This window comes from Oceaniferula marina (assembly GCF_013391475.1).
Classification (GTDB): Bacteria; Verrucomicrobiota; Verrucomicrobiia; order Verrucomicrobiales; family Akkermansiaceae; genus Oceaniferula; species Oceaniferula marina.
Genome location: NZ_JACBAZ010000004.1, coordinates 366,766 through 387,862, shown reverse-complemented (window position 1 = coordinate 387,862; position 21,097 = coordinate 366,766). Strand labels below are relative to the sequence as shown.

15 protein-coding genes are annotated in these 21,097 nt (G+C 51.6%); 11 read left to right on the top strand and 4 right to left on the bottom strand.

Translation table 11 applies throughout. The features are described from left to right. Positions 1-296: 296 nt before the first annotated feature. Entirely contained in the window at positions 297-1,238 is a 942-nt protein-coding gene (locus HW115_RS11810; protein WP_178933084.1) for an alpha/beta hydrolase, read from the bottom strand. A gap of 232 nt (positions 1,239-1,470) precedes the next feature. Between HW115_RS11810 and HW115_RS11805 the strand changes: the two genes are divergently transcribed. The 11 genes from HW115_RS11805 to HW115_RS11755 all read left to right on the top strand — a co-directional run bounded on the left by HW115_RS11805 (position 1,471) and on the right by HW115_RS11755 (position 15,013). Then, positions 1,471-1,890: a division/cell wall cluster transcriptional repressor MraZ gene (locus tag HW115_RS11805; protein ID WP_178933083.1), complete on the top strand. Its 420-nt coding sequence runs from the start codon at positions 1,471-1,473 to the stop codon at positions 1,888-1,890. A gap of 198 nt (positions 1,891-2,088) precedes the next feature. Next, positions 2,089-3,165 (top strand): 16S rRNA (cytosine(1402)-N(4))-methyltransferase RsmH, encoded by a 1,077-nt coding sequence (gene rsmH / locus HW115_RS11800; RefSeq protein WP_227021452.1) that lies wholly within the window; start codon positions 2,089-2,091, stop codon positions 3,163-3,165. Beyond that, positions 3,162-3,542 (top strand): hypothetical protein, encoded by a 381-nt coding sequence (locus tag HW115_RS11795; protein WP_178933082.1) that lies wholly within the window; start codon positions 3,162-3,164, stop codon positions 3,540-3,542. The genes rsmH and HW115_RS11795 overlap by 4 nt, the downstream gene beginning before the upstream one ends. Next, positions 3,542-5,455: a peptidoglycan D,D-transpeptidase FtsI family protein gene (locus tag HW115_RS11790; RefSeq protein ID WP_178933081.1), complete on the top strand. Its 1,914-nt coding sequence runs from the start codon at positions 3,542-3,544 to the stop codon at positions 5,453-5,455. The genes HW115_RS11795 and HW115_RS11790 overlap by 1 nt, the downstream gene beginning before the upstream one ends. A 4-nt stretch (positions 5,456-5,459) precedes the next feature. Beyond that, positions 5,460-6,941, top strand: coding sequence for a UDP-N-acetylmuramoyl-L-alanyl-D-glutamate--2,6-diaminopimelate ligase (locus HW115_RS11785; protein ID WP_178933080.1), 1,482 nt, complete (start codon positions 5,460-5,462; stop codon positions 6,939-6,941). Between the two features lie 39 nt (positions 6,942-6,980). Next, positions 6,981-8,378, top strand: coding sequence for a UDP-N-acetylmuramoyl-tripeptide--D-alanyl-D-alanine ligase (locus HW115_RS11780; protein WP_178933079.1), 1,398 nt, complete (start codon positions 6,981-6,983; stop codon positions 8,376-8,378). An 80-nt stretch (positions 8,379-8,458) separates the two neighbouring features. Further along, a complete protein-coding gene (mraY, locus tag HW115_RS11775; protein WP_227021451.1) occupies positions 8,459-9,535 on the top strand; it encodes a phospho-N-acetylmuramoyl-pentapeptide-transferase in 1,077 nt (358 codons plus the stop codon). Position 9,536: 1 nt separating this feature from the next. After that, complete coding sequence (gene murD / locus HW115_RS11770) at positions 9,537-10,844, top strand: UDP-N-acetylmuramoyl-L-alanine--D-glutamate ligase (protein WP_178933077.1); 1,308 nt, start codon at positions 9,537-9,539, stop codon at positions 10,842-10,844. Between the two features lie 73 nt (positions 10,845-10,917). Then, positions 10,918-11,835, top strand: a complete 918-nt coding sequence (locus HW115_RS11765) for a LysM peptidoglycan-binding domain-containing protein (protein ID WP_178933076.1) — start codon at positions 10,918-10,920, stop codon at positions 11,833-11,835. Positions 11,836-11,882: 47 nt separating this feature from the next. Then, positions 11,883-13,028, top strand: coding sequence for an FtsW/RodA/SpoVE family cell cycle protein (locus tag HW115_RS11760; protein ID WP_178933075.1), 1,146 nt, complete (start codon positions 11,883-11,885; stop codon positions 13,026-13,028). A 113-nt stretch (positions 13,029-13,141) separates the two neighbouring features. Further along, complete coding sequence (locus tag HW115_RS11755) at positions 13,142-15,013, top strand: alpha-L-fucosidase (RefSeq protein WP_227021450.1); 1,872 nt, start codon at positions 13,142-13,144, stop codon at positions 15,011-15,013. Positions 15,014-15,635: 622 nt separating this feature from the next. Here the strand turns inward: HW115_RS11755 and HW115_RS11750 are convergent. The 3 genes from HW115_RS11750 to HW115_RS11740 all read right to left on the bottom strand — a co-directional run bounded on the left by HW115_RS11750 (position 15,636) and on the right by HW115_RS11740 (position 20,979). Next, positions 15,636-16,352, bottom strand: a complete 717-nt coding sequence (locus HW115_RS11750) for a hypothetical protein (RefSeq protein WP_178933073.1) — start codon at positions 16,350-16,352, stop codon at positions 15,636-15,638. A 3-nt stretch (positions 16,353-16,355) separates the two neighbouring features. Further along, on the bottom strand, positions 16,356-20,006 hold the full coding sequence (locus HW115_RS11745) for a hypothetical protein (protein ID WP_178933072.1): 3,651 nt from the start codon (positions 20,004-20,006) through the stop codon (positions 16,356-16,358). Between the two features lie 235 nt (positions 20,007-20,241). Further along, the gene (locus HW115_RS11740) at positions 20,242-20,979 is read right to left on the bottom strand and encodes a hypothetical protein (RefSeq protein ID WP_178933071.1); all 738 of its coding nucleotides are present in this window, start codon (positions 20,977-20,979) and stop codon (positions 20,242-20,244) included. Between the last annotated feature and the right edge of the window lie 118 nt (positions 20,980-21,097).

Here is a 21,097-nt window from a genome sequence, read left to right as displayed (position 1 = left end):
CGGTGTATGGAGTTTTTCTATCAGAAATGGCAGGTGGGTTGAAGGCCGAAGCTGGCGGGTTGTGCACCGCGCTTTTATTTGCTTGGTTTTCGTGGAAGCCCTTTAATTACAAGGAGATTCGAGCTTTCTTCCCAATTCTTGGTTATTTATTCCCAAGTTATTCACATTCAAGATTTGAAGAATGGAGGGAAAAGAGGTGACCTGTTTTACCTATAAGACAGGTTGAGGAAAACAAACGTTTTTCTAGGCATTCGGCCAATGTGAATAACTTGGGAGCAAGCGTGAAAAGCCTCCAATTACGGGGTATTCAGGATGAACGTGGTGATGGTTTGTACGAGTTTTTCCGGGATTTGGAGTTTGGGGTCCGAGTAGCTTGGCAGCTGCTGCTGCAGCGTTCCTTTGACTGGCTTCAGCACGTGGTTCATCCCCTCGATGACCCGGAGTTCTGACTTTGGAGCGTGTTGGTGCAGGCGGGTGGCATCCTCAACCGGGATCTGAATGTCAGTGTTGCCGTGAACAATGAGGCAAGGGATTTTGAGTTTGGCGATTTCCTGACAGGGGTCGTATTTCATCCATGAAACAAGGTAGGGTTGCACGCTTGCGCGGAAAATGGGAGCCAGCGCTGGCGAGGTCGTCGTCGTGGTTTTTCCTGATTTCAGGGTTTTGACGATGCTTTCTGTTTCGGCTAGGAGCGCAGGGTGTTGCTTGAGTTTGGGGCGAAGCTGTTCGAGCAGGATTTGATCGGCTGACTTGGCGGTGCCACAGAGTGAGATATAGCCGTCGACCTGGCTTTCCTGGGCGGCGATCAAGGTGATCAGGGCACCCTCGCTGTGGCCAAGCAGAATGATTTTCTGATAGCCTTGTTGTTTGAGGAAGCTGACCCAGGCCTTGGTATCGGAGATGTATTGTTCGAATCGTAACTTTTCCTCCTGGGGGCCTGCGGAGGCGCTGGCTCCGATGCCTCGTTTATCGATACGCAACGAAGGGATACCTTTGGCTTTCAAACCCTCGGCCAATTGCTTCAGGCTGTTGTTTTTGCCGGGAAGGCTGGCGGAGTTGCCATTGCGATCGGTGGGGCCCGAGCCGGGGTGAATAAAAACCGCGACCTGCATGTCTTTGCTGCTTTCCAGGCTTCCTTTTAAGGTTCCCGTCTTGGTTTTTAGCTCTACTTCTTCGGCTGAGAGGGGGAGGATGAAAAGCGCTAGGGTGGTTGCGAGGTGTTGAAATAGGGGACGCATAGCAGGGCATGCCATCATGTGGTTTCACAATAGTAAATCAAGCAGATTGATCTCAGGCTTGCGTGGGGAAATGCTGCTGAGAGGGATAAATTACTGGGAAAACTTTTTAAAAAAGCAGCGATTCCTTATTGACTCAAAGTGTACCGTTGTGTATTAGAGTGTCCGTAACAGCTTTCTATGTGTATTGATGAGCACTCAAAGTCATGGTCTAGGAGGGTATTATGCCCACAAAATGGACGCGAAATGTCGCGTATCCATTCCTAGTGATTGGCGCATGGAAATCGGTGGAGGTGTTTTACGTTTGCTGGTTTCCCATAATGAGAAGCTTCCTTGTTTGAAGGTGTTGACGGTCGCTGAGTTCGAGAAGATGCAGCATGACATCAACACGGACGAGGACATGAGTGCCGCTGAGCGACGTCTGATGATCGGCATGTTGTTTGAGCGTTGCACCAAGACGCAGATCAATGAACAAGGAAAGCTGTCGATTCCCAAGGCTCTGCTGGAGCATCCGGAAGTAAACACAGGTGAAGAGATTGCCCTGTGTGGACGTGGGAATTATTTCGAAATTTTAAGTTTGGAAAATCACAAGCAACTCACGGCTGTCTCTACCGAGCGTATGGCAGCCTTGAATGAGAAGCTTGGTATTTTCTAAGAAGCCAATGATTTTTCCTGTGAAACACGCTGATACAGAACTGACAACACCGCTGCCCAGGCAGTGGATGGACGCCTGTGCAGGGGATGAAGCGACTTGGAGGGAGCTTCATTCCCGCACGGCATTCATGTCGGTGCACGGGAGTACACACTTTTGCCAACACGCTGATACGAACAAGTAGTTCACCCTTATGAGTTCATGTTGTTTAATGACCAAAGACCAGTAGCCGCCGGAGTCGGGATGACTTGGAGGGAGTCCCGTCCCGGCGCTGCTGCTTGTTTTTTTTCAGAGAACTCGGAGACTAGGGAAGGTGTTGCTGTGACTGCAGATGGATCCGAAGGTGCAGCGGGCTATCATGTTCCGGTGCTCTTGTCCGAAGTGATGCACTTTATGGCCCCGGGCAAAGGGAAGTTATTGGTCGACGGTACCCTTGGTGGTGGAGGACACACCGAAGCCATGTTGCAGGCCGGAGCTCAGGTGATCGGGGTTGATCAGGATGATCAGGCTCTGACCTATGCAGGAGAGCGGTTGCAGGGGTTTGGTGAGCGCTTCCTCGCCTTGCGTGGAAATTTTTCCGAGATGCCGGAGTTGCTCGAGCAGCACGGAGAGTCGAAAGTTGACGGCATTCTGGTTGATATTGGTGTTTCTTCCTGGCAGTTGGACGAAGCCGAGCGTGGGTTTTCCTTTGCCAAGGAAGGGCCACTCGACATGCGCATGGACCGGAGTCAGAGCCAGACAGCCGCTGATTTGGTTAACGAATCTTCCGAGCAGGAGCTGAAACAGATTTTCCGTAATTATGGCGAGGAACGGGCTGCAGGCAGAATCGCCCGGCGCATCGTCGAACGGCGGGCCAAGCAAGCATTCGTAAGCACAACGGACTTGGCGGAGTTTATTTCGTCGTTCATTCCCCGCGGTGGTAAGAGCCACCCGGCTACGCGTGTGTTTCAAGCATTGCGCATTGCGGTCAACGATGAGTTGGGCGTTCTCGAACGTTTTCTCGAAAATGCAGTGAAACTACTGCGCCCCGGTGGTCGCTTGGTCGTTATTACCTTTCACAGTTTGGAAGACCGGATTGTGAAGCGGTTTATGAAACACGTTTCCACGCCGGAGATCGATCGCAAGGAGTGGCCGGCCCCCCGGCCGAACCCGGATTACCAATTTCAATTGCTCACCCGCAAGCCGGTCATTGCGACCGGTCAGGAGCTAGAGCTCAACCCCAGGGCTCGGAGTGCCAAACTTCGGGCTGCAGAAAAAAACGAAAGGATTGCAGTATGAACAAACATAAGAATACGACCAAAGGATTTAACTTTTTGGAAATGACCATTCTTTGCTTTTCCGTTGCCATTGTGCTATCGGCCGGATTTCTGCATGCCTGGTTGAAAAATAGCCAGGTGGAAGTGGGCCGTGAAATGGACCGGACCCAGCGGCGAATCCAGGATCACGAAGATGTGATCAATAGTCTGCAGGTGAAGATTGATAAAAAGCTGAACATTTATCAGTTGCGTGACGATTTGGAAAAATCCAATTCGCAGCTGGTGCTGTTGCCTGCCCAGGTCATTGAAAATGTGCCCAATGAAACCACTGATGTGAGGTCCGGAGCGATTGCAGCCTCAGCGAATGCCGATTCCCCCTTTGTTCAAAATAGCCCCTGATGAACCTCAAGTCTTTCCGCCGCCGTTGCCTGTTTCTCTGCCTGACCTTCGTGGTCGGGCTGAGTGCGTTATCGGCACGTTTGATTTACTTACAGGTTATCAAGGCGGACGACTATGCCAAAATGTCGGATCGGGTGTCGATTCGGAAGGAGATTTTGCGGGCGAACCGCGGCTGTATTGTCGATACCAACAACCAGTTGATTGCGCGTAATATCCCTCGGGCCTTGATGGCCTTGGATAAAAAATTGTTGATGGATACCGGTCCGGCCTCGCTGTCGTTGGCGAACCTCGAATTGCGTGGATCCGATGAGTGGAATGAGTGGGATGCTCGAGCCCGTGACCGCAATATTCGTAGCCGCGCATCCCGATTGAAGGACGAGATGCCTGCCGAGGACATAGTGCAGCAGCATATCGAACATGTGATTAGCACCTTTGCCCGTCCCTTGGGGATGACGCGAGAGGAGTTACGTTTGTGTATGCAGCTCGATCAGGAAAAGAAGAAATATGTTGTGATCAAAAAAGATCTCTCCGAAGACGAGGCATACAAGTTGAAGCAGTTGGGTCGCGAACACAGCATTGTGCATGCCTTTCACTATGAGGAGTCCCAAAAACGTTGGTATGTGATGCCGGAGATGGCGTCTCACATTATTGGATACACGGACCACCAATCGGAGGGTAAAGCGGGGATCGAGAGCCGGATGAACCGTTACATGGCCGGGCACGATGGCTACGTCAAAAACCACCGGGATAAATTTGATCTTCTGGCCGTGGCCAAACCGCAGGAAATCAGTCCGCCTAGGCACGGTCTGAACATTCAGCTGACCTTGGATATGGGGCTGCAGGCGATCCTCGAAGAGGAGCTTGAGGCCGGGCTGCGTGAGTTTTATGCCGAAAAAGGGAGCATCGTCCTGATGAATCCCCACACCGGAGAGGTATTGGCGATGGCCAGTTATCCGAGCTACAACCTGAACACCCGTGAAGACGTGGTAAAAAATGGTTTCGATTTTGCCACTCAGGCGATTTACGAGCCGGGGTCGACCTTCAAGGTGATTGCTGCTGCCGGGGCTCTCGATAAAGGATTGGTGTCTCCGCAAACTGAGATTTTTTGCCACTACGGGCTTTACCGCAATGGCTCGGTCAGAGTTCCGGACCATCACCCGTATGGCAATTTGACGGTTGAACAGGTTCTGGCAAAATCTAGTAACCCTGGGGCTTACAAGCTGGCTTTATTGCTGGGTCGCAAAAATTATTACGACTACGTCAGTGCCTTTGGTTTTGGGAAAAAGACCAACATTGCGATGGCCGGAGAGAGTGCCGGAGTAGTTAGGAATACTGGCAATCCGACCGATTTTTCTAGGGTTTCCTATGGTTACGCCGTGAGTGTGACACCTCTTCAGGTGGCATGTGCGTATTCGGCCATTGCCAACGGGGGAAGGTTGATGCGGCCTCTCTTGGTGAAGTCGATCATGGCCAATGACGGTACGGTTGTCATGAACTATAAGCCGGAGCCCGTCCGTCGAGTGCTCAAGGAACGGACCGCGATGCAGATGCTCAAGGCATTGGCCACGGTGGTGGATATCAAAGGAACCGCAAAGCGGGCCAAAGTGGAAGGATATCAAGTGGCAGGTAAGACGGGAACCTCCAAGAAACTGGATTTTAAAAATGGAGGGTATTTGGACGGTCGCTACACGGTTTCTTTTGCCGGCATGATGCCCGCTGAAAAACCTGCCTTTGTCTGTGTGGTTGTAGTTGACGATCCTCAGACGACCGAAGTAAAGCGCTACGGGGGAACCATTGCCGCACCCATCTTCGCGAAGGTGGCCAAGCGGGTGGCCAATCGTATGGGGCTGAAGCCCACCGAGCCGATTGAACCCAAGGAAACCACCGAGCCTCTGGCTCAAACCCATCACTAAGAACATGCAATTACGTCAACTTATTCAATCTTTGCCCAAGGCGACCATCGACGGTCCTCAGGATCAGGAAATCACCGGAGTCTTCGCCGATTCACGTCAGATCGAGCCCGGAGGCGTCTTTGTGGCTGTGCGCGGGAGTGAGCTGGATGGCCAGAAGTTTGTCGCCGACGCCATCGAACGTGGCGCTGCTGCAATCGTTTCGGAGGTGGCTCCCGAGCCCGGCGTGACGGATCGCGTTTGCTGGGCACATGTGCCGGATGCTCGAGCTGCGGTTGCCGCCATGGCCTGCGCCTATTATGAGGACCCCTCGGCCAAGATGAATATTGTCGGGATCACCGGAACGAATGGTAAAACCACCACCGCGTTTTTGGTGCATTCCATCATGCAAAAAGTGTGGACTCGTGCTGGTTTGTTAGGAACCGTGCAAGTGGATGATGGTGAGGCCGTTCGCCCAGCCACACACACGACTCCCGGGGCTCTCGAACTTCAGGCCGAATTCCAGACGATGCATGACAATGCCTGTCGGGGAGTGGCGATGGAAGTTTCTTCCCATGCCCTTGAGCAGAAGCGGGTGGATGGTACCCAGTTTGATGTTGCCGTTTTTTCTAACTTCACCCAAGACCACCTTGATTACCATGGCACCATGGAGGCTTATTACGAAGCCAAACGTCGCTTGTTTGATTTGATGGAATCTCAAGTCGGTGAAAAGAAAACCACCGCCGTGATTAACATCGATGACCCTTATGGTCAGCGCTTGATCGAAGAGTTTAAAGGACGTCTGCATATCCTGAGTTACGGTCACGGTGTGCATGCGGATTTAAGGTTGGGGAGAGAAGTTCAGACGGTGCGCGGAACCGAATTTCAAGTAACATACAAAGACAGGGAGTATTTGGTTCGCACCCCTTACATCGGTCGCTTCAATGTTTATAATTGTGGTGCGGCTTTGGCGGCATCCATTGCTTGCGGGATTAAAGCTCGAAGCGCGGTGCGGGCGTTGGCCGACGCACCACAGGTGCCGGGACGAATGGAAAATGTTGGATCACGCGATGGCGCGACGGTTTTTGTGGATTATGCACACACACCGGACGCACTTGAGCATGCCTGTGCAGCGTTGAGAGAACTTCAGCCGAAGCGTCTGATCACTGTATTCGGATGTGGCGGTGACCGTGATCAGAGCAAACGTAAGTTGATGGGTAAAGCTGCGGCTGAAGCCAGTGACCTCTGTGTGGTGACCTCGGACAACCCACGCTCGGAAGACCCCCGTGAGATCATCCGTCATATTGAGGTTGGCATGGAAGGGAAACGTTACCAGGTCATTCCCGACCGCAGTTTGGCGATCCGTGTTGCTGTGAATGTCTCTGAGGAAGGCGACATTATTCTCATCGCTGGCAAAGGACACGAAACCTATCAGGAAATTGACGGTAAACGGATTGATTTTGATGATCGCCGAGCAGCCTATCAGGCGTTGAAAACCAAATCGGTTTAAACCATGAATTAAGTATAACCCCGAAGCAGGAGAGACCCCATGAAACCATTGACTATTGAAGAAATCAGATCAGCCACAGGCGGAGAGCTTGTGGGTGAAGATACCGGTGTCATGGTTCATGAAGTTTCGACCGATTCAAGGCACCTCACCCAAGGGGCGTTATTCATTGCCTTGCGGGGTGATAATTTTGACGGGCATGCTTTTTTACAGGCGGCGGTAGATGCCGGGGCGGCATGCCTGCTGGTGGATCATCTACCGGAGGGGTGGGACAGCGCTGCGTTACCATGCATCGTGGTTGGGGACACCTTGAATGGGCTGCAACGCTTGGCCTATTGGTATCGTCGCCAGTTGGATATTCGGGTTGTCGGGATCACGGGGTCGAATGGAAAAACCAGCGTGAAAGACTTTACGGCCTCGGTTCTCTCCCAGCAGTTTCGGGTGAATGCCACGAAGGGAAACCTGAACAACCATATTGGATTACCTCTCAGCGTTTTATCGGCGGATGAAGCTGATCAAGTTTGTGTGTGGGAGATGGGCATGAATCATTCCGGGGAAATTGCTCCCCTTTGTGAGATTTGTGCACCCGAGTTTGGAATTATTACCAATATCGGGACGGCGCATATTGAATTTCTTGGATCACGACAGGGAATCGCCGAAGAGAAAAGTGCTTTGGCCAGGGCCTTGCCAGATCAAGGAACCTTGATTGTCACGGCAAGCTGCGATTATGTGGATTACCTGATCGAACGCACCCACTCCAAGGTGATCGTGGCTGGAAACTGCCGGGGCGCGGTGAGGGCTGAAAAGTTAAGGTTAACAGATAGTGGATCGGCCTTTGATCTGAGCATTGATGGGGAAGACAGTGTCCCCGTAGAAATCGGAGTGTGTGGAAAGCATATGGTGAACAATGCGCTGCTCGCTGCTGCGGCAGGTCACGCTCTCGGGATGTCCGCTGAAACGATTGCCCGAGGATTGAATGCCTGTGTATTGACCAGTGGCCGTTTGCGTCGCTATGAAAGTGCCGGGGTCAGTGTGATCGACGATACGTATAATGCGAATCCAGACTCGGTGATCGCTGCGATTGAAACGTTGTCCGAGCTTCCTGTGGATGAAAAATCACGTCGGATCGTCGTTCTGGGAATGATGGCAGAGTTGGGTGTGCACGCGGATCGCGAACATCGTCGGGTGGGAGAACTCGCAGCAGAAAAAGGACTGCAAGTTGTGAGTGTCGGTAAGGCCGCGATGCAAATCAATCTGGGAGCCAAGGAAGTCAGCCAAACAAGCCAACATTTTGATGAGCGGGATGATGCCGCACAGTGGTTAAAGGAATACACTCAGTCTGGTGACTGCGTCCTGTTCAAGGGAAGTAGGATGGCCGGTATGGAGCAGGTGATGCATCAGGCGTTTCCTCAGGAACAATCAATACCTCAAGCAAGCTAATGTTATATTGGATCTATGAATTTTGGCGTGATGCCAAATTGAGCGGGGCCGAATGGGCCCATCATTTGCGTGTCTTGAACTTGCTTCAGTACATTACGGTGCGTGCGGGACTGGCGAGCTTGATTACCTTTAACCTATCGGTCTTTTTCGGTCCCTGGGTGATTCGTAAATTGATTTCCCTGAAAGTTGGCCAACCTATCCGTTCAGCGGATGAGGTTCATAAACTGAACGAACTGCACGGAGGAAAGGCGGGGACTCCGACCATGGGCGGGGTCATGATTCTCGGTTCGGTCCTCATTGCCGTTTTGATTTGTGGTCGTTTGCTCAACCCCTTTGTGGTTGTAACAACCTGTGTGATGCTGGCTCTGGGGCTGCTTGGTTTTGTCGATGACTACACCAAGGTGAAGCTGAAAAGTTCCGACGGGGTCAGTGGTAAAACCAAGCTGTTCTGGCAATTTCTTGTTGGTGGTATTGCGGCTTCGTTTTTGTATTTTAAAACCCAATCCGTTGGCTACACCTTCATGGGCGAAGAGATGTCGGTGAGCACCCTGACGTTTCCATTGTTCAAGTGGCCGTTGATTGACATCGGTTGGTTGTGTATCCCCTTCTTTGCCATCATCATCGTCGGCTGTTCGAATGCGGTGAATCTGACCGACGGTTTGGACGGTCTGGCCACGGGTTGTACGATCACGGTGGCTTTGGCCTATGCGGCGATTGCTTACCTCGCAGGGCATGCCTACATGGCCCAGGAGTATTTGTTTATTCCTTTCAACCGTCATGTTGCCGAGCTGTCAGTGTTCTTGTTTGCCCTGGTGGGGGCAGGTTTTGGTTTTTTATGGTATAATTGCCATCCAGCGAAAGTCTTCATGGGAGACACGGGATCGCTGGCCATTGGTGGCGGACTTGCAACGGCGGCAATATGCGCGAAGCAGGAGTTGTTGTTAGTTATTATTGGATGGGTGTTTGTGATGGAGGCCTTGTCTGTGATTTTGCAGGTAGCCAGCTTTAAAACGACAGGGAAACGGATTTTTGCAATGTCTCCCATTCACCATCATTTTGAATTGCGAGGCTGGCATGAAACCCAGGTGATTGTTCGGTTTTGGACGATCTCGATCTTCTGTGGTCTGGTCGGAATCGCCTTATTAAAAATTGTCTAGTATGAAACTGTTGAATCAACGTGTGATTGTGCTTGGTGCCGGCCGAAGTGGTCGGGCAGCGGCGGCGTTGGCCTTGCGCGAAGGGGCCTCGGTAGAAGTGCACGATACATCGGAACGAATCGACGGCTTGCCGGAGGGCGTGCAGGCGGTGCCGAATGCGAGTGAAACTACGGCTGCAACGGCAGCTTGTGATTTGCTTGTGATTTCCCCGGGCATTGACGGTGAGAGTGCCTTTGCCCAAGCCTATGCACGGCAGGCGGGTGAAATGATCGGCGAGATTGAGTTGGCGTATCGATTTTACGATGGGCGAATCGTGGCAATCACGGGAACAAATGGAAAAACGACCACCACGGAACTCGTCCAGAGAATCTTGGACCAGGCCGGATTGTCCTGTGTCGCTTGCGGGAATTACGGCGTTCCCTTTGCCGAAGTCGTATTGCAGGAGCATGTGCCGGCCGCGGTAGCTCTGGAGGTTAGCTCATTTCAGCTTGAGACGATTGACCGCTTTCATCCTGATGTCGTGATCTGGCTTAACTTCTCAGCTGACCATATGGATCGCTACCCCGATCTGGCATCCTACAAAAAGGCCAAACTGAGGGTCTTCGAAAATCTGGATGCTCAAAACCACATTGTGGTCCGGGCCGGTGAAGAGATCGGTGAACAAACCGCTACTCAGCATAGCTTTTCGACAGAAAACGCTGCCGACTATCGTCTGGAAGATGGATGGATTTGTCACCATGGTCATCCGGTTTTGGATTTGTCGGTGACGAGGTTGCGAGGATTGCACAATGCGGAAAATGCCATGGCTGCCTTTGCCGCTTGCTCATGTCTCGGAGTGAATGTGGGCGATGCCACTGAGTCCTTGCGTGGGTTTGCTCCTCCCTTGCACCGCTGTGAGTTGATCCGCACCTTGGACGGGGTGGAATACATCAATGATTCGAAGGCCACGAACTTACACGCACTCGATAGTGCTCTGCGTTCTCAGTTACGGCCGATTGTATTAATTGCCGGGGGGAAGCAGAAGGGGTTGGATTACAGTTCCTTGATTCCGAGGCTGAAAGAAACCACCAAAGCGATTGTCGTTTTTGGCGAAATTGCGGAATGCCTGGCCGAGACCTTTGCACCTGTCAACGAGCAGGTTCCCGTGTGTATCGCTTCGTCGTTAGAAGATGCTGTGGAGCGATCTGCCGCTTTATCCGGTTACGGAGATACCGTTCTTTTTTCTCCGGGAACCTCATCCTTTGATATGTTCAACGGATATGAAGAGCGAGGAGATGCATTCCGAAGCATTGTCGCCTCCATGAAATAATTTCAAACCATCTGAACCAACAGAACCAAGCCAAACAAATAACCCCAACCCTAAGCACCAACCCTGATACGTTATGAAAAAAACCATCCAAACCAAACGCCGAGCCAACAATGGCTTCCGGAAGCTTCATGCCCGGACCACCACCCGTAAGCGGAAACTCCGCGCAACGACTGCCGTTGCCGATCCTCACCTTGACCTTGAATCCGACATCCCGAACGGAGGTGTCGGCCGCGCATTGATTGTTATCCTTGTGATCCATGTCGTCGCCATTGCCCTGATCTATTTGCATAGCACGTTTATCGGGACGGATGCAGAAGAGACCGTTGTCGAGCAGCCACCTGCGGCTGGTGAAGTGAGTGCCAAGCTAACGGTTGCTGGAGGCCCTGTCGTGGGATCCGCAGCGGTGACGGCGCAGGCAGATACATCCGGAGTCCAGGTAGCTCATACCGGTTTGCCTGCTACGCAGATGGTAGCTCCTCCTGCTGAGCCCGCCATTGATTATGCTACCGGCCGCTACATCGTGGTTTCCGGTGATAATTATGCACGCATTGCCCAGAATAAGAATGTGGATGAAACCGCTTTGAGAGCTTTGAATGATAATCGGCCTTTGCGAGCCGGAGTGGTGCTGGATCTTCCAGCTCAGTTGTCTCCGCGCCCTGTGAGTGTTGCCCAGGCTCCCCCTGCACGCATGCCTCAAACGCCGGAAGTAGCCGCAGCTCCTGTCCATGTGGAACCCCAGCACGCACGTGCCGTCGTGGTGGATGAAGATCCGGCCCCTCGCGCGATTGTTGTCGGTCCCGCCGGTTCCTCTGCAGGTGCCGGAACTACCGTGGTCGATAGTGGCAAGCGTTACACGGTCAAGAGTGGTGACACGGTTTGGAGAATTGCAAGCCGCTACAAAGTTTCGCGAGAAAATCTACTCGCAATCAATGGGATCACCGACCCACGCAAACTTTTTGCAGGTCGCGAGATTAAGATTCCGGTGCAATAGACCGCAATAGAGCGCAAACCAGTTACGATTTCGAACACCTTATTCCGATGGGTAGAAAAAATGCCGTTTTCCTTTGTTTGGCTGTCATCGCTCTGGTGACACTGGGCCTGGTCATGTTGACCAGTACCAGTGTTTGGGATGATCAGGTGGACGGCTATGCCTTGGTGAAAAAACAGGCGATTTGGATTATCCTCGGGGTTGGTGGGGCCGTCTGGTTGGCGGCCACGGACTACCGCAAGTTTGCCCCGGGTTGGGCCTACTTGTTTGGCGGTGTATGTGTTCTCCTCGTGCTTTGTTATGTTCCGGGAATCGGTCAGGAAATCAAAGGGGAATCGCGTTGGATTAAGGTGCCCGGCTTACCTCAGTTCCAACCGTCAGAAATGGCGAAAATTATTGTTATTCTTGGGCTGGCAGCTTGGTATGCTCATTTTCAAACAGAGGGTAAAACCTTTTTTAAAGGCTTTGTTTACCCCTGCTTGTTACTGGGGGTTCCAGTGTTGTTGATCTTTTTTGAAAAGGACATGGGCACCGCTGTTGCTTTGGCTGCATCCGGGGTGTTAGTGATGTTTGTTGCGGGAGCCCGCATCCCGTATCTTGCGGTCTCCGGGATTACCGCCTTGGCGGGCATGGCCTTTGTGGTGTGGAAGAACCCGGAACGGATGGGGCGGGTAAATGCCTTGTTTGAGTTGGAATCAGACAAATACAGACTGGGCGATGGATATCAGCAGTTGCATGGCATCTACGCTTTTGCCAACGGCGGGGTCGATGGTGTTGGGCTGGGCAACGGCGTGGAGAAACTTGGCTACCTGCCGGAAGCTCACACGGATTTTATTTTTCCGGCAATCGGCGAAGAGTTGGGCTTGTGGTTCACTCTCGGAAGTGTGTTTTGTTTTGTGGTGATCGTAGTTTACGGTATCGCGATCGCGATGAATGCCAAAGATATCTTCGGCCGCTTGATGGCTGTCGGCTTGACCAGCATCATTGTGGTCCCCGCAATGATGAACATCGGAGTATGCACCGCGGTGCTACCCAATACCGGATTGCCATTGCCATTTATCAGTTACGGAGGAACCAATATGATTTTCACGCTGCTTGCGGTGGGCTTGCTTATTTCGATTCATCGCCAGACCAGTTTTGTGACCCGGCAAGAAATGCCGGTGATCAATGAGAAAAAGCATTGTGTGAGGCTGTGACCCATACGTGGGATGATGCGCTCGCGTTGGTCTGATGTCCGAAGGGGACAATCACTTGGGCGTTGACCTTCGGGGGGGATGTGTGCATATTTTTTTGCATTATGTCCGTTCTCATGAAATTCCCCCATGTCAGCTGCCTCGTCATATCCTGCTTATCCGTATCGATGGCTGCACCTGATCCAGAGGTGTCGGCCTATGCTGGAGCGTCCGGCTGGCAGGAATCCAAGGCTGAACGAACCAAGTGGTTCAAGGATGCCAAGTTTGGGATGTTTATTCATTGGGGTTTGTATGCCCCGGCTGGCGGATACTGGCCTCCGAACCCTGAAACCGGAAAAAAATATCCCCAGCATTACTCGGAGTGGATTCGTTATTGGGCAAGTGTCCCCGAGCCTGAGTATGGCAAGTTAACCAAGCCTCTCTTTCAACCGGCAGCTGGATGCACAGAGCAGTGGGCAGAGCTCGCCAAAGATGCAGGCATGCAATATACGGTGCTGACGACCAAGCATCACGACGGGTACACCTTGTTCAATGCCAAGGCGCCGTATTCACAAAAAAATGACATCACCGGATCCACCAATATCTCGCCCAAAGGCCGCGACATGGTGGCTGAGTATGCGGATTCGGTTAGGGGGCAGGGGCTGAAGGTAGGATATTATTATTCCATCATTGATTGGCAACATCCCCATGCCTATATGAACAGCCGCAAGTGGCCAATCGTCAAGGATTCAGATCACTCGATTTATGTGAAATACATGCATTCCCACATGAAGCAGCTTTATACCGACTATGGAAAAAGCGACATCATTTGGGTGGATTACTCCACCGCCCGTCATCAGGGCAGTACCTGGAAGACAAAAACGTTGCTCAGTGAACTACGTGAGTTACAGCCACAACTCATTACCAACAATCGTTTTTGGAACGATTTGCAAAACCCCTATGGGGACTTCTTTACCCCTGAAAAATATGTTCCGGCAACAGGTTTTCCGGGCCGCCTTTTTGAGGTTTGCCATACCATGAATGAATCATTTGGTTACTCCCATCACGACACCAAATGGAAGAGCTGTGAGGATGTGGTGCATTTGTTGACGGATATTGTTTCCAAAGGGGGGAATCTGTTACTGAATGTGGGGCCGGACGCCGAGGGGCGTATTCCGGAAGAGTCGGCAAACGTCTTGCGCGAGACCGGAGAATGGCTCAAGGCCCACGGTGATTCGATTTACGGAACGGATGCCAGCCCCTTTGCAACACTCCCATTTACGGGGCGTTGTACAGCCAAGCAAAAAGACGGAAAGTCATATCTTTACTTTCACCTGTTCGAATGGCCCAAGAACAAGAAAATCATGCTTGGCGGACTAAAAAACAAGGTGCTGCATGTGGGTTTGTTAGGTGGGGTGGGCGATCTGGCTCACAAGTTGGATAAGGGAAGTCTCACCATCGATTTGCCTGACTCAGCGCCGAGTGCGATTTCGTCGGTAGTGGTTCTGGAAATCGAAGGGGCTCCTGAAGTGGATGCTTCCCTGAACATCCCACAGCAGGCAGGGGACCGGAGTATCACTCTGCTCCCTGAGCAAGCCACCTTGCATGGGCCGGAAATCAAAGTCGAGGGAGCGGCGTTCCACAAGGACTTTTCGAATATTGGATATTGGTTGAAACCGGAGGCCAGCGTTGCCTTTGCCTTCAATGTCCACACCCCTGGAAAGATTCAAGCAGGAGGCAAGGTGACACATCAGTCTGGCAAGTATGCACTCTACATTGATCAAGCCGTAGCTCCCGGAGGGGGAGGTGATATATCAATCGCTATGGGAGATCAGAAACTTGATCTAAGGGTTCAGTCGACAGGCGGCTGGAAGTCATACAAACGGATCAAGGTGGGGGAGATTGACATTGCCAAAGCTGGAAAAAAAACGCTTGCGATCAAGGCTCGGAAAATCAATCCGGCCGGCTTGATGAATATCAAGTCCGTCGAGCTTATTCCTGAGGACTAGCCTAGGTGGATGCAAGGCAGGGTAGGATGTTGTTCCCCCCCGGCGCTATGGCTAATACCATTTGATCTGTTAAATTGGCTGAATGGCACTGAAGGTTTTCGATTTTAACTAGGCGCAAGGAAGGCGCATAGCGGGCTATGCAACCGACGCGCAACAACGGTAAAATCTAAAAGATGCAGTGCCCCTTGCCATTCAGCTTGCTGACTGACTCATCATCTTAAACTCAAACCATTCTGACAATTTAACTGGGAGAATGGTATAATACCTCTTTCCCCCCTTCGGTGGGAGAGGGGGAGGTGCGTATGGTATCTTGTCGATATTCCAAGTTGAAACCGGAGAAGAGGGAGCATTTGAAATCAGAGTAGGGCAGGTTTTCGAACCTGCCGACTGTCCGCTTGTAGGACAGTGCAGCGTAACCTCAAAGTTAGATGACAGGTTGGAAAACCTGTCCTACTCTTGAAAGGACAGCTATATGTTATTGACCACTTATGGTTCCCCCTTTCACTTGGTCAAGCTGGGAGATCCCTTTCCTTTTAATTCTCTCGTTTCCGAGCTGTTTGGAGAACAATAAGGATTGGAATGACTCTACAGGCGAAAAAATTGAGGCGCGGGCTGAGACGGGTCACCCGTTCTCACTGAAAGTGATGCCATGGTAATCAATTCGTTTTGATTGAGGGTTCCAACTGAACACACAGATTTCACGACGGGTGGGGCGGATGACGCAGGTGGACGCGCTGAGGAGTTTCCATTTCTGGTGTTGAGGGTGAAAGTAGGAATACCGAATAGGCATGTTTGTAGGTTTTGCGATAGCGCGTGCGTCGTAGACACTACTTGCTTTCGGTTTTATCCTGAGTTTCTTCGAGCCTATTTGTACACCAATCTTACGCGGAGTTTGGTTGATAAACATCCAGTCCCCTTTTTTGAATTTTGAAAGATCAATTATGTTGGTCGAAAATAACAAATCTCCTTTGGCCTTCTTTAGAGGAGTCAATACGACCAGAACTTTGCGCATATGTTCAGGTACGATGGCTTTGGCGTAGACTGTATAGGATGTTTCTTCGTCGTCTGGGTTTGCCTTCACCAAGGATATCTTACCATCTGCACGGAACTTGACTGGAGGGCTGGCGGTGCGTTTGTATAACTGCACTTTTTTGATTTTGTTGCCAGAGCGGATGAGGACGGGGTCGTTGAAAAACTTTCCACCTCCAGTGTAGATGACATAGGCAATACGAGCGTGAGCAGCTTTTTTCTCTTTCTCTGGCTGTTGGGCGAAGGCTGGATTCATCGAGCAGGCGATGCAGAGGTATGCGAGATTTCCCCAGAGTAATTTGATATTCATTGACTAAATTTCGTTTTTGTTAAGCCAACGTAAGTTGACGATTTTGAACTGGCGTCCCCACATTTTGTTGGTGTTCGTGAAGGTCGGGTTATCAGAGATTTCACCTTGGCTATTCATTTGACGACCCGGAATGTGAGGGGCGTTGGATGTATCCACATATTCGGGGATGCGTTGCACAATTGCCTCGCACCAGGCTCTGGCAAGCACCTTGCCGTTAGGACTCCTGGCTTCTCCATAAGCCCGGATTCGGAACGTATCGTCGCGTGTGGAAAGTGAGTTGCTGATCGGTTTCAGAAGGTCTGACTGAATGACGTATCCAGGGATGCCTGTGAAACGTGAGCCTACAGCGGCCTCCGGTGTGGCGTATTCAATGCCGTTGAAGTCAGAAGGTTCGACCATATCCTCTTCTGTTTGTTTATACATGTAGTTGATAGATCCGTTTTGCGGGGATTTGTCATCGTAGTCGATCGCACTCTGCAGTGCTCCCATGGTGCCGAGGTCATCGTCAGAGAGACGGCGGTTAATAAACTCGGACATGTTGAGAAACGGGCCGCGAAGTTTTACCTGTCTAACACATTCTTCTGCGAGTTTTTCCAGCTGCTTATCATCAAGAAAACGGACGCCGGACCACGCGAGGGCAGCATCTGCCCGCGTGACTCCGGTATCGATATCATCGTTTTCCATGTCTGTGGTGGCTGTGTTGAAGCGGGATATCCCGATGAGCTTGTCGCTCGGGATGTTTATTTTAGAGAGCTCCCCTGTTGCAGATCGATATACGAGCTGCCGCTCCCGGATGCCGGCGAAGAGGGAGAACCAGGCCTTCACAGAAGTGCTGTTTACGTTGAACATGCCATTCACCATGAAATATTGTGCAGCCTTCAAGTAACCATCCTTTGCGAGAAGCTCATTCCTGATTTCATCGCTTGTCTTGTTTCCCTTGTGGAGTTGGTAGCGTGGGTAGGAGAGGGCACTCCCCTCATCAAGAAGATGATCGACAGTGAAACTGAGGTCTTGGTCTGATCCAGAAGTGGGGCGGCTTGCATCGGACAGAGTGGAGACAAAATAGTCATCCCACAGGGCGTCATTGAGCAAGAAAGTATGATCCCAGTAGTCGTTATACACCTGATTGTCCCGTTCTGTCGTGTTGCTTGCCCAGCCGTGGACATCGTAGCTTTTTGAGTTGTCATAGAAGCGGTAGACATCCTCTCTGGGCAGCATGGGATGAATAAATGAATTTCCGATGCCTGGGCCAGTGACTCCGCTTTGGTAAGTCAGTGACTTTGCAACGAAGTTATTGAGGGAGTTCCAGGCTCCCAGATAGTTTTGACTTGATTTGGGATATTGGTTTGTGTTCGTCCAGCCGGGACTGATTCTCATATTGGCAAATGCGGCCAGACTTGAAAGAGGGGCTGAAGGTAGTTCCAGTAATGGGACGGCTGTCACTTTTTCCCGAGGCGCGGAGCCTGATCCGATGAAGGCGTTCTCTCCGATATGGGGAACGACCTTGGGCATGTCGGCGGCGCTCATTGGGCCGAAGTGAAATACATAAGGGTTGTCGGTGCGCTGGGTGTTGGCAATGGTTTCATCCCTCGAAATGAACTGTGCGCTGCCGAAATACTGTCCCGGTGCCTGCATCCAGTTCTTGCAACGCCAATCGCGCGCCCAGTTGATACTTTCATAGTCAAACTCAGAGGATGACTTGAGAGTGAATTGGTTGAAGGCAACAGGTACCGGCTCACTGTCACTAAATTGCCACTGGGCGATGTTGGATGTTCCCTGAGGGATAATCTGGGTATTTGATTCGCTCGGTCTGAACCAGTCGTGTTGGTAAGAGGTAATCAGCCAGTTTCCATTGCTGCCCTGCCGCCATGAAAAGGCATTGTTCAGTCCTCCCGGAGTGTTGCCGAACCAGACATTCCCTCCCGCACCAGCCGGGTTGCCGAAGGTAAGTGCTATGCCGGGATGTTGTGATCGCTCGATATTGCTAAAGAGTAACAGTTTGTCACCGCCAATCGCCTGGGGGTCGAAACCTGGGTAGAATTCGGTTTGTTTTCTGTTTGATGTTCCGCTGTTTCGGTAAGAGAACAGCTTCAACTCCCCAGGTTTGAAAACGACGTCAGAGCTTCCTCCGGAGTTGAAGAATGAGCCATAATCCTGTTTGAGATGTTGCCATACGGGTTGGATTCCTCCTTGTTGGACGTTGCCACGGTAACCATACCAGTTCAGTGGTAGTATTTTGTATGGCATCGACAAGGTGGAGAGTCCGCGGTTTGAAATACGCAGTTCCACGTTGTAGGGATTCCAGAATGTGTAAATCGGCGTATATACGAGATAACAATTATACCGTGTTGGTGGGCCACTTGAGATTTCAACACTCTGGAGACTGTAAATGAAAGTGAGCTTGGCCAATATGGGGGTGCGTTGGTAGTTGTTCGACCCGTTCCACGTTGCAGAGTCTACATCCGCCGCCATGTAGGTGAAGGGCTTATCGCCACTCCAGTTCAGGTTGCCGTTGCCGCCTGTAGTTGTTGATACGCCGTCACTCGCGGATTTGTACATCCTGTAGTAGTGGCGCATGTTTGTCCACGAGGCAAAATGCCGTCCCGGGACCTTGGGGGTCTTCCCCGTGAGTTCTTTGCTCATCGGGCGAATTGAGGGCTCTCTGTTAGCACTGTTGATGAAACGGTATCGCTCTGGAAGGTCGTTGTTGTTGAGTTCAAAAAGGAGGCTGAGGTCTTTCTTGAGCCCTCCAGTGCGTGGGTTGGAGATCAGCCCCTGGCTATGGGTGGTGAGATCAAAAAAATGTTCCTGGGCGATGTCTTCGTCAACATCGGCCAAGGCGATCGTTTGTTGGGAGATTAGCTTGGAGGATTGTTTGCCATGGGTGCGTAATCCTTCCAGGCCGTCTAGCTCAGCGACTCCGGTTTCCGACGTCCCATCTTGAGCCGTCTCCCACTCGGAAGTGGATAGAGACCTCTGGTTGTCTGCGAGCTTAGCCATAGCTTTGTGGTTTTCCGGGCTTATCCACCACGCCATGCTGCCAGTATGACTCACCTTATTGAGGTAAGCGCGAGTGATCTGGTCATTGGGTACCCGGCTGCCAGTCCCCAGAGTACCTTGTCCGAGCATGATCACTGAGTTGGAATCAGTCATTCCAGCACCACTGACCGGAGCATCGATGTCGGTTTCTTTTCCCTCGGGAAGAGAGACTAGCCAACGCCGGAACATAGGGGAGCGCTTGGCCTTGTAGGTGTCTTGGATGGAGTAGCTGGTTCCATTCGTGCCATCCGCTTGGGGGACGGTATATTTTTCGCTGAGCCAATTGCCCCAGGAGTTGTAGCTGGCTAACCAGCGGGACTGCGTCATCCCGTCTATTTCTTCCGTGCTTCTGTCTTGATCAAAAATCGCGGACTCTACGGAGATTCGATTGTCTGGGCCCATTTCCTTTTGCAGTTCGCCGAGAGCAATCATCAATGCCATGCGGGCATTCGCTTTGGCTTCGTTCTCGGCATCGGCATGCTGGCTAGCCCGGAGCTCGATGCTGCTGAGTCCGAGCATGGCTAGAGCAATCATCACCAGAAGGATCATGACGCTGATCGTGGCAACCAGCGCAAATCCCCGATGACCTTGCGGTCTGGGGTTGTTGCTTTTCATTGTGTCGGTCTGTGTATCTGCCAGGGCGATGCTCGGGGCACCTGCTGGCAATGTGTGTGTTTGGGGGTGGGGGGGGATTTTTATGTGTATACTATGTAGTCTAATCCAAGGAAATGTGGAAGAAAAGGTGGAATTGCGACTGTTTTTGAGCTGATGATTCACTGCTAACCATTTACTATACAGCGATTTATGGGTGAGAGGTAAACCTCAATTTTGGGAGGTCCCGCTGAACGTATTAGTGCAGTGTATTGAGAATCAGTGAGAGCCCTCCGATTCCCAGAAGGGTGGTGTGATGGTCGGGGCCACCGGTGTAAGGGCCTGGGGAGGGGCTGGCTGTGTGTGGGGGATTGAGTTGGTGTAAGAGAAGGGCGTTGAATTGCCCGCTTTGGGATTGTTTGGTATCCGGTGAAAACGTTTCGATGGTAAAGCTCTGTGTTGAGCTGTCAGCGGTGAATATTCCAGTGATAAGAAGCCCCTTCCCCCAGGTGATGTCTCTTTCACTATGCGCATACGTTCCTTGCGGGAGCCCGTCCACCCGGACTGTTTTTCCGACGATGCTGATGTCGTGACGCCCGTCGTAAATGAGAATTTGGATGCGATAGGTTTTGCCTGTGCGAAGGTCGGGAATGGTGACTCTGCTAGGCTCTTTGCTGTCACTCCAAGTGCCAGTTCCGGACAGTGGGGCGGCATCTGTATGATATTGATCATAGGTGTCCCCGAGGTGTATGGTTCCCGCTTGAAAGGAAATACCGTCGAACGTGACGGTTGGGCCTCCTGAGTTTTCTGCAAGTGCCAGGGTGCCGTCTTTGGCAAAGATTCCAGTAGCCAAGGTTTCGCCGTACTTGCCATTCACAGGGTAGGGGCGTGAGCTCCAGCTGATTTCCGCGGCTTCTGCTTTAGGCGCAGGGAAAACAAGCCAGATAGCCGTCAAGGAGGAAGCAACCCATGATCTCATTGTGTGTGTGTTGTTCATGAGGATGAAAGGTCGTGAGATAAAAACCCCGCTCTTCAAGCTTTGAAGAGCGGGGTCGTGAATGAAAACAAGCGTGAAAAACGAATCAAACACGCGGATGTTCCCAAAATGAAAAAGC

Bases quoted from the DNA above. Each gene is read 5' to 3' on its own strand.
- HW115_RS11805 (WP_178933083.1), top strand. From the start codon at position 1,471: ATGGACGCGAAATGTCGCGTATCCATTCCTAGTGATTGGCGCATGGAA.
- HW115_RS11750 (WP_178933073.1), bottom strand. From the start codon at position 16,352: ATGAATATCAAATTACTCTGGGGAAATCTCGCATACCTCTGCATCGCC.
- rsmH (WP_227021452.1), top strand. From the start codon at position 2,089: ATGTTGTTTAATGACCAAAGACCAGTAGCCGCCGGAGTCGGGATGACT.
- HW115_RS11790 (WP_178933081.1), top strand. From the start codon at position 3,542: ATGAACCTCAAGTCTTTCCGCCGCCGTTGCCTGTTTCTCTGCCTGACC.
- HW115_RS11795 (WP_178933082.1), top strand. From the start codon at position 3,162: ATGAACAAACATAAGAATACGACCAAAGGATTTAACTTTTTGGAAATG.
- murD (WP_178933077.1), top strand. From the start codon at position 9,537: ATGAAACTGTTGAATCAACGTGTGATTGTGCTTGGTGCCGGCCGAAGT.
- HW115_RS11745 (WP_178933072.1), bottom strand. From the start codon at position 20,006: ATGAAAAGCAACAACCCCAGACCGCAAGGTCATCGGGGATTTGCGCTG.
- HW115_RS11810 (WP_178933084.1), bottom strand. From the start codon at position 1,238: ATGCGTCCCCTATTTCAACACCTCGCAACCACCCTAGCGCTTTTCATC.
- HW115_RS11780 (WP_178933079.1), top strand. From the start codon at position 6,981: ATGAAACCATTGACTATTGAAGAAATCAGATCAGCCACAGGCGGAGAG.
- HW115_RS11760 (WP_178933075.1), top strand. From the start codon at position 11,883: ATGGGTAGAAAAAATGCCGTTTTCCTTTGTTTGGCTGTCATCGCTCTG.
- HW115_RS11740 (WP_178933071.1), bottom strand. From the start codon at position 20,979: ATGAACAACACACACACAATGAGATCATGGGTTGCTTCCTCCTTGACG.
- HW115_RS11755 (WP_227021450.1), top strand. From the start codon at position 13,142: ATGAAATTCCCCCATGTCAGCTGCCTCGTCATATCCTGCTTATCCGTA.
- HW115_RS11785 (WP_178933080.1), top strand. From the start codon at position 5,460: ATGCAATTACGTCAACTTATTCAATCTTTGCCCAAGGCGACCATCGAC.
- HW115_RS11765 (WP_178933076.1), top strand. From the start codon at position 10,918: ATGAAAAAAACCATCCAAACCAAACGCCGAGCCAACAATGGCTTCCGG.